This is a genomic window from Acinetobacter sp. MYb10 (assembly GCF_002980175.2).
GTDB classification, from domain to species: Bacteria; Pseudomonadota; Gammaproteobacteria; order Pseudomonadales; family Moraxellaceae; genus Acinetobacter; species Acinetobacter guillouiae.
Genome location: NZ_CP058272.1, coordinates 203733 through 217536 on the forward strand (window position 1 = coordinate 203733; position 13804 = coordinate 217536).

The 13804-nt window shown below is 38.5% G+C and carries 10 protein-coding genes and 1 rRNA gene; 8 read left to right on the forward strand and 3 right to left on the reverse strand.

Annotation, left to right across the window (positions count from 1 at the left end):
* The first annotated feature begins 366 nt into the window (after nucleotides 1–366).
* The 3 genes from CQZ96_RS00935 to CQZ96_RS00945 are packed head-to-tail and all read left to right on the forward strand — an operon-like array spanning nucleotide 367 to nucleotide 4618.
* The gene (locus tag CQZ96_RS00935) at nucleotides 367–1104 is read left to right on the forward strand and encodes a hypothetical protein (protein WP_105713686.1); all 738 of its coding nucleotides are present in this window, start codon (nucleotides 367–369) and stop codon (nucleotides 1102–1104) included.
* A 34-nt stretch (nucleotides 1105–1138) separates the two neighbouring features.
* Nucleotides 1139–3886, forward strand: a complete 2748-nt coding sequence (gene mgtA, locus CQZ96_RS00940; protein ID WP_105713685.1) for a magnesium-translocating P-type ATPase — start codon at nucleotides 1139–1141, stop codon at nucleotides 3884–3886.
* A gap of 12 nt (nucleotides 3887–3898) precedes the next feature.
* Complete coding sequence (locus tag CQZ96_RS00945; protein WP_004719550.1) at nucleotides 3899–4618, forward strand: MgtC/SapB family protein; 720 nt, start codon at nucleotides 3899–3901, stop codon at nucleotides 4616–4618.
* Nucleotides 4619–4683: 65 nt separating this feature from the next.
* On the opposite strand, the gene CQZ96_RS00950 is transcribed toward CQZ96_RS00945, so the two are convergent.
* The 3 genes from CQZ96_RS00950 to CQZ96_RS00960 form a co-directional block, all read right to left on the reverse strand.
* A complete protein-coding gene (locus CQZ96_RS00950; protein ID WP_105713684.1) occupies nucleotides 4684–5115 on the reverse strand; it encodes an acyl-CoA thioesterase in 432 nt (143 codons plus the stop codon).
* Nucleotides 5116–5344: 229 nt separating this feature from the next.
* Nucleotides 5345–6148, reverse strand: coding sequence for an OmpW/AlkL family protein (locus CQZ96_RS00955; protein WP_004719553.1), 804 nt, complete (start codon nucleotides 6146–6148; stop codon nucleotides 5345–5347).
* A gap of 630 nt (nucleotides 6149–6778) precedes the next feature.
* On the reverse strand, nucleotides 6779–7933 hold the full coding sequence (locus tag CQZ96_RS00960; RefSeq protein WP_004719554.1) for an iron-containing alcohol dehydrogenase: 1155 nt from the start codon (nucleotides 7931–7933) through the stop codon (nucleotides 6779–6781).
* A gap of 120 nt (nucleotides 7934–8053) precedes the next feature.
* Here CQZ96_RS00960 and CQZ96_RS00965 point away from each other — a divergent pair, with 120 nt between their 5' ends.
* From CQZ96_RS00965 to CQZ96_RS00985, 5 genes are all read left to right on the forward strand, one after another.
* Complete coding sequence (locus CQZ96_RS00965) at nucleotides 8054–8557, forward strand: low molecular weight protein-tyrosine-phosphatase (RefSeq protein ID WP_105713683.1); 504 nt, start codon at nucleotides 8054–8056, stop codon at nucleotides 8555–8557.
* 40 nt (nucleotides 8558–8597) lie between these two features.
* Nucleotides 8598–9626, forward strand: a complete 1029-nt coding sequence (murB, locus tag CQZ96_RS00970) for a UDP-N-acetylmuramate dehydrogenase (RefSeq protein ID WP_004719558.1) — start codon at nucleotides 8598–8600, stop codon at nucleotides 9624–9626.
* A 13-nt stretch (nucleotides 9627–9639) separates the two neighbouring features.
* Nucleotides 9640–10788: a YdcF family protein gene (locus CQZ96_RS00975; protein WP_056512837.1), complete on the forward strand. Its 1149-nt coding sequence runs from the start codon at nucleotides 9640–9642 to the stop codon at nucleotides 10786–10788.
* Complete coding sequence (locus CQZ96_RS00980) at nucleotides 10788–11819, forward strand: alpha/beta hydrolase (protein WP_004719563.1); 1032 nt, start codon at nucleotides 10788–10790, stop codon at nucleotides 11817–11819. Before CQZ96_RS00975 ends, CQZ96_RS00980 begins: the two co-directional genes overlap by 1 nt.
* 413 nt (nucleotides 11820–12232) lie before the next feature.
* Nucleotides 12233–13771 (forward strand): 16S ribosomal RNA (locus tag CQZ96_RS00985).
* The last annotated feature ends 33 nt before the right edge of the window (nucleotides 13772–13804 follow it).

The window sequence follows — 13804 nt, forward strand, 5'->3', positions numbered from 1 at the left end:
TCAATTTATATAAGAATTTTAATTCAAATTATGATGATCAATCTGGCATTTATAGGCGTTGTTATGCTGGAAATCACTTGTTTTAAATATTTTTATGGTTATAATTGCGGCAACTTTAATTAGCGGAGACCCTAAGTGGCAAATTGTTCATCGAGGCGCTGTAGTTTATATACAGCCATTATTCGTATCTGAGCAAGAGAGCACTGCCTTTAGGAAAGCTGTCTTGCAATGAGACAGTTATAATCTGATTTTAAACTACATCCCCATTTTGACGTGAAGCAGCTCAATTTTGACTTTAATTAGTTCAATTTTGGCTTGTTTTTGTGCGCACTTAGATTCATACCGCCTCAGCAATGAGGATTACGGATGGTAATCAATCAACTTTGTATGATAGAAACAGCACTGATTACAGGCTGCTTTTTATTACTTATTATTCATAAATCAGCATATGCAGATCCTGTATTAATCACAGATGATGCAAGTGTTGCTGATCTATATACTTGCCATTTTGAAAGTAATATAAACTTTTATAAACATCAGGAGGTTAATTCCAGTTTTTCTCCAGTATGTGGTATCGCCAAAAATTTGGAATTAAGTTTTCAGCTGGATGATCATGTTCAAAATAAGAATCGCCATGATGTGATATCAGGTCAATTCAAACGTAATTTGAAAGCAGTGGAATCGAATAGTTGGGGCGCTGCCGCATCCCTAACAATAAGCCGAAATATGTATGGTGATGACCCCTCTAGTTGGAAAGTGAATCTCCCCGTAACTTATTTATTACTGGATGATCGGTTATTTTTAAATGGCAACATCTCCTATGAACATCAGGGCAATACTCAGTATGTTTTAGCTGCAATTTCAAGCAATTATTGGATCAATGCTAAAACTTCGCTCAGTGCTGAAATCTTTAATCAAGATCATCAGTCTGTATTTTTTCAAACCGCATTTGGTTATGAGTTGATTCAAGATTTTGTCAGGGTCCAAGTGGCTTATGCAGATCGATTTGACCGCCATCATGATCGCTGGTTTGGGCTGGGAGCTGAGTTTCTCACCAATTTTAAGCTCATAAAAAAATCAACTAATTCAATTCCTGTTCAATAGGAAGAAGTCTTTATTGCCAAAAAAGGAGAACATTATGCTTCATAATCTATGGCAACGTTTATTTTCTAATTTCATCAAAAAATATCATATTCAACACTTATTTGAACGTCATCGCTCATTTAAAGAATTACATCAAGCCAGTTATGCCAGTGAAATTAGTAAAAAGCTTTCACAAAGTTTGATCAATGCTTCCTATGTAGCTTCAGAGCAATTGCTCAATCATTTAAATACAACAGAGCAAGGCTTGTCAGCAAAGCAGGTTGAACAACGGCAAGAACAATTTGGATTAAATGAGCTTGCGCATGAAAAACCACTGTCGTGGTGGAAGCATCTTTGGTATGCCTATCGCAATCCATTTAATATTTTACTTACCATTTTGGCTTTGGTGGCTTTCTTTACTGACGATATAGAAGGCACAATCATTATTACAACTATGGTTGTACTTTCTACGGTACTGCGCTATTGGCAAGAATTTAAGTCAAATAAAGCAGCCGCTGCATTAAAAGCAATGGTGAGTAATACGGCTACTGTGATTCGTCAAGTAGATTGGGATGATCCAGACCTTGAAACCATGCAATACGAACTAGTTCAAGGATCTCAACAGGTTGAACTTGCGATCCAAGATTTGGTTCCTGGTGACATCATTTTATTGTCTGCCGGAGATATGATCCCAGCGGATTGTCGAATTATCTTTGCAAAAGATCTGTTTGTTTCACAAGCGTCGATGACGGGTGAATCAATTCCTGTAGAAAAGTTTGCTGATCAAAAAGATCATACCCTGCAAAATGCATTGGAACTGGAAAATATTGTTTTTATGGGAACCAATATTGTGTCTGGTTCTGCAAAAGCGGTGGTGGTGAATACTGGGACACAAACCTATTTTGGAGCATTGGCACACCGAGTATCCCATGCAGATCGTGCAACGACTTCATTTCAAATGGGGGTAAATAAAGTCAGTTGGTTATTGATTCGATTTATGTTGATCATGGCGCCAGTTGTATTATTTATCAATGGCTTTACCAAAGGCGATTGGAGTGAAGCATTGCTGTTTGCTTTATCTGTAGCTGTGGGTTTAACACCTGAAATGTTACCGATGATCGTGACCTCAACATTGGCCAAAGGTGCAGTATTTTTATCTCGTAAAAAAGTTATCGTTAAACGTTTAGATGCGATTCAAAATTTTGGCGCAATGGATGTTTTATGTACAGATAAAACAGGTACCTTGACTGAGGATAAAATTTGTTTATCACAACATGTCGATGTAAATGGCAAGACATCACAACGTGTATTGGTACAGGCTTACTTAAATAGCTATTACCAAAGAGGGCTGAAAAATTTACTGGATGCTGCAATCTTGGACCATGCTGCACAAGACTTACAGGATCTAAATTTTAAATTTAAGAAGCTTGATGAAGTACCGTTTGATTTTGTGCGTCGACGTATGTCAGTAGTAGTCAGAACCTTACAGGGTAACGCACGTATTATCACTAAAGGTGCGGCAGAGGAAATGCTGAAAGTCTGTTCACATGTAGAGATAAATGACAAGATTGAGTTATTAACACCAGACCATCTTGAGGCGATTCAAGAAAAAATACGCCAATTTAATCTTGAAGGTTTACGTGTTATTGCCCTCGCGTATCGAGATTTTAGTGGTAGATCAGATGACTTTTCTGTCGCAGATGAAAGTAATTTGATTTTAACTGGATATCTAACTTTCTTGGATCCACCTAAAAAATCCGCTGCACCTGCTTTAGCTCAATTGGCAGCGCATGGCGTCAAGGTCAAAGTGCTTACAGGTGATAATGAGTTTGTTACTCAAAAGGTCTGCAAAGAACTTGGTCTGGACTGTGAACATGTTCTTTTAGGTGGGCATGTTGAGAACATGACTGATGAAGAACTAAAATTTGCCGTTGAATATACACAAGTATTTGCCAAATTAAGTCCTGTTCACAAAGAACGTATTGTGATGCAGCTGAAAGAAAATGGGCATGTGGTTGGATTCCTAGGCGATGGAATTAATGATGCGGCTGCGATACGCAGTGCTGATATTGGAATTTCGGTTGATACAGCAGTGGATATTGCCAAAGAGTCAGCAGATTTAATTTTACTTGAAAAAAGTTTAATGGTACTTGAAGAAGGCGTGCTAGAGGGACGACGTACATTTGCCAATATGCTGAAATATATCAAAATGACGGCAAGTTCAAATTTTGGTAATGTTTTTTCGGTATTAGTAGCTAGTGCTTTTATTCCGTTTTTACCAATGCTACCGATTCATTTGCTGGTACAGAACTTACTTTATGATGTATCACAAATCGCCATTCCATTTGACAATGTTGATGATGAGTTGATTGAAAAACCGCAAAGCTGGAAACCAAATGAAATTGGACGTTTTATGATTTTCTTTGGGCCACTCAGTTCGATCTTTGACATTTTGACCTTTGCTCTCATGTGGTTTGTATTTCATGCAAATTCACCAGAACAGCAAACCTTGTTTCAGTCAGGTTGGTTTGTCGTAGGCTTATTAACACAAACGATTATTGTGCATATGATTCGTACAGAAAAAATACCATTTATTCAAAGTCGTGCGGCAATGCCTTTGATGGTCATGACCTTGGTCATTGTGGCTGCTGGTATTTTCTTACCAATGGGGCCATTTGCTGAGTACTTAAAATTACAAGCTTTACCATTAACTTATTTCTTATTTTTACCTTTCATCTTGCTTGGCTACATGCTGGTTGTGCAACTGATGAAAAAAATTTACATCCGTCGTTACGGCTGGTAATGGAGAACTCCAATGCAACTCCAATTCATGCAACATCTAGAATTAGCGAATATGCTAGATACCTTGATTAGTTTACTTGGCGCTTTTATTTTAGGGGGATTGATCGGGTTTGAGCGACAGTATAGGCAGCGTACAGCAGGTTTAAGAACCAATGTATTAGTCGCACTTGGCGCTGCTATATTTGTTGATATTGCCAATAACTTAACAGGTGCTGATGGTTCAGTACGGGTGATTGCTTATGTGGTTTCTGGCATTGGATTTCTTGGCGCAGGGGTAATCATGCGCCAAGAAGGCAATATTCAAGGACTCAATACTGCTGCGACCTTGTGGTGTTCTGCTGCTGTCGGTGCTGCGGCAGGTTGTGACCGTTTGGTGGAAGCAATATTGGCGACGATATTTATTTTAGCTGCCAATACTTTATTACGTCCTATTGGACATATTATCGACCGTAAGCCGTTAAATGTTGATTCGGAAATGCAACATGAAATTTATGTGGTTTGTCAAAAAGAGCACAGCAAATATGTCATGGATGAGCTGAATAAAGCTTTAAAGCGTTATCATTTTCCTGCTAAAGATTTTGATGTAGAACCGTTTGGTGAACAGGATGTGGAAATTAAGGCGATTTTGATTGCGAACTCCGTTGAGGAAAAAGAAATTCAGCCGATTATTGAAATGTTAAATCAAATGCCTGAAGTGAGTCAGGCTTTTTGGGATCAAAATACCTTGGCTTAAAATGATGTTTTATTTTTATGCTATCGGTTTTAAGCTATTTTAAGCGTCGATTTTTAGCTTTAGGCTTAAAGCATATAGTTTTGCAAAGCATCTCGCATTTTTTGTGGAATCGGGGTGCTTTTCTTTGTCTCACGTTCTACGAATACATGTACAAATTGACCTTGTGCTGAAGCTTCAGTTTTACCCTGTTTGAAAATAGCCAGATCATAGCTCAGTGATGAATTACCAATTTTTGCAATGGCGACCCCAACCTCAATAATTTCAGGATAGGTGAGTTCTTCTAGAAAATGACATGAAGAATTCACCACCAAGCCAATGATGGGTGAATGGTGTATATCAAAGTAGGTTTTTTGGATCAAGAGTGCATTCGCTGCAGTATCAAAATAACTATAATAAGTCACATTATTCACATGACCATAAATATCGTTGTCTGCCCAACGAGTTTGGATGGGGAAGATAAAGGAGTATTGGGGACGTAATTTTATTTCTGGTTTCATTTGGATTATTCATTCGAATAGATAAAAAGTTAACAGTGCTTTTTCGTGATCAATCACCAAGCCAAGGCTTTGCAAAGTTTTATTAACAAGTAACTTTATAGATGAATTTTGCATGTGTTTACAAGTGTTTTAGCACAGCACAACTATATTCAAGTGTAAAAAATAAAAAAGCTCATTAAGTTTAACCTAATGAGCTTTTACAATTTAGAACTGATTCAGTCCAAATTGATTAGAAACGATAACCAAGACCTAAATAAGTCACGATTGGTTTAATCTCAATGCTGCTTTGGCCTGAAATTAACGTTGTTTGTCCAGCTGGCGTTGTACCATTAACATTTAATTTTGCTTTTGTTGTTAAATGCGCATATGAAACAGAAGCAGTTGCATACCAATTTTTGTTGATATTGAAATCTGCGCCAAGGATTGCAACAGGTGCAAACGCGTCATCCACTTTAACTTTACCTAGTTCTGGCTTGAACGGGCCGATAGGTGAAGCTTTTAATGCATCATTGATTGCTGGATCAGTCTCAACATTTGAGAAATGAGCATACATCAAGCCTGCACCTACGTAAGGGCGGATCTTGTTGTTAATTGAACCAAAGTGATAACGAGCAGAAAGTGTTGGCGTATAAGCATCTGTTGTTGCCGCTTTATCAAATTTATTTAGATCAACGACAGTAAGACCATGAACTTTAATGCTACCTTTACCAGCAAGTTCCATTTCAGGAGGAGCGCCTAAAGTTAATTCAAGTGAAACATTGTCATTGACAAAATAATCAAGCATTAAGCCTGCTGTATCCGCATTTTGTACTTCAAAACCTGCATCTGGGTTATTGGCTTGTATATTCGCCAAAGGACCTAAGTAAGGACTATTACCAGTTTTACCATTTACGCCTTGTCCTTTACTTTGAGGCATAACATGTAACCAACCAGCAGAAACACCAAAAGTTTTACCATCTGAAGTTGCTGCGTGAGAAACGTTGCTTAATCCAAATGCTGCTAATGGCAGAATTGCTAATGTAAGTTTTTTCATAAAATCATTTTCCAATACTAGTTGTCTTAATTTTCCGATTAAGATCTGGCGCGATTTTAGAGTAATTATTTTAAAAATTAAATAAAAATTAAATAAAAACTAATTACTAGCTAGTCATTAAATAGTCACTTAATAGAGTAATATTTTGATAATTAATAATTTTTAAATAAATTTTTTAAAAAAACTTTAAGTTTGATTGATTAAAAAATATAACAAAACGACGCAATAAGATTGTTTTTTTCATATTTTGAGAATAACCAAGTTTAATTTTAATGTTGTATTTTTACAAGATTATAAATTTTTTTTAAAATTTAGCCCAATTTGATCTGATGCAGGCCGCATATTTCAAACACAAATTATAGGCCATATGATGGGCATTTTTATACTTAAAAATAAAACACTCAGCGAGTATGTATCAATTGTGCTTCATGTTGATTAAAGATCTTTTCATAAATCAAAAAATGATCATGTGGAGTGATTCATATTGTTATTGAAAGTGCCTTCTCCCACTGGGAGAAGGCTAGGATGAGGGTGCTTTTATGTTGATTTATGGTTTTAAAAAGTACTTATGAAAGAAGTCTATTTAAAAGCGCATTCAATAAATCAGTGCACTATTAATGCTGATAAATTTTAATAAATCGCCTGATAAATTTTTAATGCATCTGCGTGGAGTAGAGGCCTCGGATTATTTTGTAAAAGACGTGTTTGTAGCATTGCATCGGATGCCAATCTATCGAGTTGCTGCTCTTGTACATTTAAATCGCGTAATTTCAATGTCAAACCACTGTGATCCAAGTGTCTCTGCATATGATCTATAAATAAGTCACATAAGCCTTCTGTACTGCCTTTACTATAGGGATCAAGCCATTGCATTAACTCTGCATAATGTGCTTTTGCATTAGGCGCATTGAATTTTAACACTTCCAATAAAACCAAAGCGTTAGTATGCCCATGTGATAAATGAAAATGACCACCTAAGGGGTATGCTAAAGCGTGTACAGCACCTACAGGAGCGTTGGCAAAAGCCTGTCCTGCAAGCATAGAGCCAACCAGCATATTTTGACGAGCTGCTAAATTTGTACCATCCGCCAAGACCAATTTCAAATTTTTATTTAAAAGTTTAAGGGCTTGTTTAGCAAGCATGTCTGCATAAAAATTCTTTTTAATTTTAGAGGTATAGGCTTCAATGGCATGCACCATCGCATCTATACCTGTTGCTGCTGTGATATGTGCAGGTAGGCCTGAGGTAAATGTTGCATCTAGAATTGCCACATCGGCATATAAAATGGGGGAAACGATACCTGTTTTGGTGGTTTCACCTGTAGTGACAATTGAAATGGGGGTGACTTCAGAGCCTGTGCCCGCCGTGGTTGGAATAAGAATTAAAGGAAGGCGAGGGCCTTTGACATTATTGACCCCATAGATTTCCTGAATACTTTGTGATTGCTTTGGATTTGCCAATATCGCAATGAGTTTGGCAACATCCATGGAACTACCACCACCAAAGCCAATAACCACATCTACTTGATTGTCTTTGGCGAATTGAACTGCCGATAAAACAATCTGCTCTGCTGGATCTGCCTGTACATCAGCATAGATTTCATAGTCTAAATTACATTGCGCTAAAATTTTTAATAGTGGCAAATGCAGTGCATGTTGAATCATGCCTGCATCTGTCACGATTAATGCTTTGTGGTATTGATTGCCTAATACTGTGCTGAGCTCTTGGATTGATCCTAAACCTGAAATAATATTGGCTACAGTTTGGAATTGAAAATGACTCATATGTATTATCCTTAATCTATCATCACAAATTAAACATTATTGTTTTAAGGTTCTATAGGATTCGCCTGCTAAATAACTTAACATAAGACTTTATAAAAGAAATGATCATTTGAGGTTGTTATGTCATCCAAAATGCCATACAAAGTTTTATGTGTGTGCTTAGGAAATATTTGTCGCTCACCGACAGCAGAGGTGGTTTTACGACACTATTGTGATGAAAAACTATTAAATGTAGTTGTGGATTCAGCTGGAACGAGCAATTATCATCCAAATAAATCACCTGATAGTCGCAGTCAAAAACATGCAATAAAAAGAGGCTATGATCTTTCTGGGTTACGTGCTAGACAATTAAAAATACAAGACTTTTTAGAGTTTGATTTGATTCTTGCCATGGATCATCAGAATTTTGCGGATATACAGCATTTGTATAACCAAGCCAGTAGCCAATTTGGTCCTGCTCAAATCAAAGCTAAAATTGCTTTAATGAGTGAGCATGATCACGTTTATCCACAACAGGCGCTTCCAGATCCTTATTACGGTGAAGCTGATGGATTTGAACGTGTACTTGATCAGTGTGAATCAAGCAGTTTGGCTTGGGTACATGTGTTTCAACAACAGTTTTAATGCAAGTGATTGAAATATTTTTAGGAAATAAATTTAAGTTATGAATATTGAATCACAGGTTCAGCTCAAACCCTTTAATACATTGAGTTTGAACTCGATTGCATCACATTATGTCAAAATACAATCTATCGTAGATCTTCAACAAGCGTTGCAGTTTTCTAAAGCACACGATTTAAACGTTTTACTGCTTTCAGGGGGCAGCAATATGATGCTGCCTGAGCATATTCATGCGCTTGTAGTTGCTATAGATATACAAGGTATTGAATTTTTAAGTGAAGATGCCGAAAGTAAAACAATCAAAGTGGGTGCAGGGCAAGTTTGGCATGACTTTGTATTGTGGACGACAACGCAACAACTTTATGGTTTACAGAACTTGGCTTTGATTCCAGGCTTAGTCGGCGCATCGCCTGTGCAAAATATTGGCGCGTATGGTGTTGAAGTCGGTGAATTTATTCAATCTGTAGAAGTCTACGATCGTCAATCAGCACAGACACTTTCAATTCAAGCACAAGATTGCCATTTTTCTTATCGACACAGTATTTTTAAAGATGATCCAGATCGTTATGTGATTACCCATGTGATTTTTAAATTACTTAAACATGCTGATTTAAAAGTAAATTATGGGGATTTAAAAGATGCAATGATGGATGATATGAGTGCTGAAAACTTACAAAAGCAAGTGATTCATATTCGTCAAAGTAAACTCCCAGACCCAAATGAATATCCAAACGTGGGAAGTTTCTTTAAAAATCCGATTATTAAGCAACAAGAGTTTTCACAATTAATTGCAAAATTCCCTAATATTCCACATTATCCTCAAGCAGGGAATCACGTTAAAATTGCAGCGGGTTGGTTGATTGATCAATCAGGTTGGAAAGGTAAACAGCTTAATCAGGTGGGAATGTTTCATAAACAAGCTTTGGTGTTGGTGAATTATGCCGATGCAACATTGACAGATGTACGCGCAACGTATCAGGCAGTACAAAAAGATGTTTTTGAGAAGTTTGGTGTGCACTTAGAACCTGAACCTGTGCTTTATAATGAACTAGGCTTAATCGAAAACCATTAAATTGAGTAAATATATGGTCAAACCGCATTGGATGGTCAGATTTCTACGAATAATTGCCATATTATTTGTATTATTCGGCTGTTTGGTCGTTTTTTGGTACACGCCATTTTATTCGACAATGATGGTTAAAATCCTGAATAGCATTGTTCCAGTTGAAGTCAATCAGGTGGCAGCAAAGAGCCAGCAAAACGCTGCTCTTTCGGAGGCTGAAAACTTAGAACCTGGTTCTGATTTATGGATTGCTCGACAAGCCTATCTTAAGCTGATGGATGAAGCCATTAAGAGTAAAAATGCTCAGGATTTAATGCTACTCCAGTTACGATATAAAGCCTTGCAAGAAAAAATTGCTGAAGATCAAAAAAATGATGATGAAGAACAAAACAAACCAGTAATTCCATTGGTGTCTGAACATGCTGCATCAGAGGTTGTTGAGAATCAATCGAACGATGTTGTTAAAAACTTATTGGATTTAAATAGTGAAGACAATAAGGCTTTAATGGATGAATATTTAACATTCTTAAAAAAACATAAAATTGATGAAAAATTACTTCAAGAAAATTCACACACATTGGCAAATGAATTGTCCAGTTCACAAGTACAAGAAGATCTTGAAAGTTTGCCTACCAAAACCAGTGAACAACCGAAGCCAATCAGTCAACCTTATGCAATTGTAGTCTTGGGCGGTGGTTTAACTTTAGATAAAAATCAAAAAGACATTATTGTGAATGACTATACCAAACTAAGACTTGAAACAACCTTAGCCTTAGAAGAGAAGGTTAAACTTCCTATTGTGCTGAGTGGTGTAGAAGCACCCTATATGCAAAAATGGTTATCTGAGCGCGGTGTTCAAGCAAAACTATTAGAAAATAGAAGCATGAACACCTGTGAAAATACACGCTTTAGCTCATTACTTTTACAGAAGAAAGGTGGTGCACCTACAGTCTTATTAATTACCGATCGTTACCATATGCCAAGAACACGTCGTTTATTTGCATTAAATGGTATCGAAACAATTCCTGTCAATGCACCAATGCCAACTCAATTAACAGCATGGCAGCCGAGCAAACAAAATTATGATCATAGTCGTAGAGCCAATTATGAAACTTTAGCAACAATCAGAGATATGTTGTTTGGTTCGAGTGGCTGTAGAGAGGTACCTTAATGGCAGATATTCCATTTTTAAATCCAACAATTCTAAAGCAACTTGACTTACCTATTCCAAGTCGAGATACAACACCACAACTATTAGAAGCTTTAAACTTAAATCGTGAATATATTCCAAATAAAGAAATAAAATCTTACCAACGTCTTTATGGTTTTGATCAACTGGACTGTGTGCAATGGCAAGGTTTTATTGATATGCCGTTGTTTAAACTCCATGTGCAAGTATTTAAACCCAATATAGATAAAATAAAAGGCACTGTGTGTTTGTTGCATGGCTATTTAGAACATAGTGGTATTTACCAACCGATTGTAAAAGAAATTCTTGAACAAGGGTTTAGTGTGATTACTTATGATTTGCCTGGGCATGGACTGAGTAATGGTTCTCCTGCAAATATTCAAAATTTTGACCATTACCAACAAGTGTTACATGCGGTCTATCAATATGTAAAAAATGCAGAGCAGCTTCCTAAGCCGTGGTTGGGAGTGGGGCAAAGTACAGGTGGTGCAATTTGGATGCATCACTTACTTGAGTATGCGCAAAAACGTGAAAATCCAATTGTGGATCGGGTGTTACTGCTTTCACCATTGGTACGACCTGCAAAAACAGCGTGGTGGCATAATTCTATTGGTTTAGGAATTATTCGCAGAATTAAAAGAGAAGTTCCTCGTCACTTTAAAAGAAATAATCACAATCCTGAGTTTTTAAGATTTGTACGCCTTAAAGACCCGTTACAACCTCGAATGATGGGAATGGATTGGATTTTGGCAATGTCAAAGTGGATGCTGGAAATGGAAGCCTATCCAAAGTGCCGCATTCCGGTTTGGTTGGCACAAGGTGCACAAGACCAAACTGTAGACTGGAAATATAATATTGATTTTGTACGTCGACAATTTAGATTACAGACCTTATTGATTCTTGAAGAAGGCTCGCATCAATTGATTAATGAGCGTGCTGATATACGTGCAGCTTTAACTGGATTAATTCCTGCGTTTTTACATGCACAATCTTCTGGTGACTATTTTGAATAATAGATGTAGCTTACTTTTAAGCTGAATTTCTCAAAAATGCCTAAAAAATAGGTGAATTATGCGGTTTTTTGAATATTTAGATTAAAAAATAATCATACGATGCATTTTGTTGAAAATAGGTCTTGCGCTGGTTTAAAATCTGTATAGAATACGCAGCATCCCGACGCGATACAGCAAACGAACTTGGCTTAGAGGGTTAAGTTGTTAAATGTTTATTGCGTCTTATTTATCACTGATGAAGTGATAAATTAATCATTAAGAGAATATGAAGAACAACTTGTGTGGATTTTTACTGATTGATTGATCGAAATATTATCATTGATTGATTGGTTTAAATTACTCGAAGTTTATTTGAGAGAATTTGTCAGTACATTGATGAGCCAGAATTGTGACCTTAAGTCACTAATGATTTTTAACTGAAGAGTTTGATCATGGCTCAGATTGAACGCTGGCGGCAGGCTTAACACATGCAAGTCGAGCGGGGGAGATTGCTTCGGTAATTGACCTAGCGGCGGACGGGTGAGTAATACTTAGGAATCTGCCTATTAATGGGGGACAACATCTCGAAAGGGATGCTAATACCGCATACGCCCTACGGGGGAAAGCAGGGGATCACTTGTGACCTTGCGTTAATAGATGAGCCTAAGTCGGATTAGCTAGTTGGTGGGGTAAAGGCCTACCAAGGCGACGATCTGTAGCGGGTCTGAGAGGATGATCCGCCACACTGGGACTGAGACACGGCCCAGACTCCTACGGGAGGCAGCAGTGGGGAATATTGGACAATGGGGGGAACCCTGATCCAGCCATGCCGCGTGTGTGAAGAAGGCCTTATGGTTGTAAAGCACTTTAAGCGAGGAGGAGGCTCTCTTGGTTAATACCCAAGATGAGTGGACGTTACTCGCAGAATAAGCACCGGCTAACTCTGTGCCAGCAGCCGCGGTAATACAGAGGGTGCGAGCGTTAATCGGATTTACTGGGCGTAAAGCGTGCGTAGGCGGCTTTTTAAGTCGGATGTGAAATCCCCGAGCTTAACTTGGGAATTGCATTCGATACTGGGAAGCTAGAGTATGGGAGAGGATGGTAGAATTCCAGGTGTAGCGGTGAAATGCGTAGAGATCTGGAGGAATACCGATGGCGAAGGCAGCCATCTGGCCTAATACTGACGCTGAGGTACGAAAGCATGGGGAGCAAACAGGATTAGATACCCTGGTAGTCCATGCCGTAAACGATGTCTACTAGCCGTTGGGGCCTTTGAGGCTTTAGTGGCGCAGCTAACGCGATAAGTAGACCGCCTGGGGAGTACGGTCGCAAGACTAAAACTCAAATGAATTGACGGGGGCCCGCACAAGCGGTGGAGCATGTGGTTTAATTCGATGCAACGCGAAGAACCTTACCTGGTCTTGACATAGTAAGAACTTTCCAGAGATGGATTGGTGCCTTCGGGAACTTACATACAGGTGCTGCATGGCTGTCGTCAGCTCGTGTCGTGAGATGTTGGGTTAAGTCCCGCAACGAGCGCAACCCTTTTCCTTATTTGCCAGCACTTCGGGTGGGAACTTTAAGGATACTGCCAGTGACAAACTGGAGGAAGGCGGGGACGACGTCAAGTCATCATGGCCCTTACGACCAGGGCTACACACGTGCTACAATGGTCGGTACAAAGGGTTGCTACCTAGCGATAGGATGCTAATCTCAAAAAGCCGATCGTAGTCCGGATTGGAGTCTGCAACTCGACTCCATGAAGTCGGAATCGCTAGTAATCGCGGATCAGAATGCCGCGGTGAATACGTTCCCGGGCCTTGTACACACCGCCCGTCACACCATGGGAGTTTGTTGCACCAGAAGTAGGTAGTCTAACCGTAAGGAGGACGCTTACCACGGTGTGGCCGATGACTGGGGTGAAGTCGTAACAAGGTAGCCGTAGGGGAACCTGCGGCTGGATCACCTCCTTAACGAAAGATTGACGATTGGTAAGAATCCACAAC

What these genes read in the sequence shown, in the direction of transcription:
- CQZ96_RS00935 (WP_105713686.1), top strand. Translation starts at nt 367, where the DNA reads ATGGTAATCAATCAACTTTGTATGATAGAAACAGCACTGATTACAGGC.
- mgtA (WP_105713685.1), top strand. Translation starts at nt 1,139, where the DNA reads ATGCTTCATAATCTATGGCAACGTTTATTTTCTAATTTCATCAAAAAA.
- CQZ96_RS00945 (WP_004719550.1), top strand. Translation starts at nt 3,899, where the DNA reads ATGCAACTCCAATTCATGCAACATCTAGAATTAGCGAATATGCTAGAT.
- CQZ96_RS00950 (WP_105713684.1), bottom strand. Translation starts at nt 5,115, where the DNA reads ATGAAACCAGAAATAAAATTACGTCCCCAATACTCCTTTATCTTCCCC.
- CQZ96_RS00955 (WP_004719553.1), bottom strand. Translation starts at nt 6,148, where the DNA reads ATGAAAAAACTTACATTAGCAATTCTGCCATTAGCAGCATTTGGATTA.
- CQZ96_RS00960 (WP_004719554.1), bottom strand. Translation starts at nt 7,933, where the DNA reads ATGAGTCATTTTCAATTCCAAACTGTAGCCAATATTATTTCAGGTTTA.
- CQZ96_RS00965 (WP_105713683.1), top strand. Translation starts at nt 8,054, where the DNA reads ATGTCATCCAAAATGCCATACAAAGTTTTATGTGTGTGCTTAGGAAAT.
- murB (WP_004719558.1), top strand. Translation starts at nt 8,598, where the DNA reads ATGAATATTGAATCACAGGTTCAGCTCAAACCCTTTAATACATTGAGT.
- CQZ96_RS00975 (WP_056512837.1), top strand. Translation starts at nt 9,640, where the DNA reads ATGGTCAAACCGCATTGGATGGTCAGATTTCTACGAATAATTGCCATA.
- CQZ96_RS00980 (WP_004719563.1), top strand. Translation starts at nt 10,788, where the DNA reads ATGGCAGATATTCCATTTTTAAATCCAACAATTCTAAAGCAACTTGAC.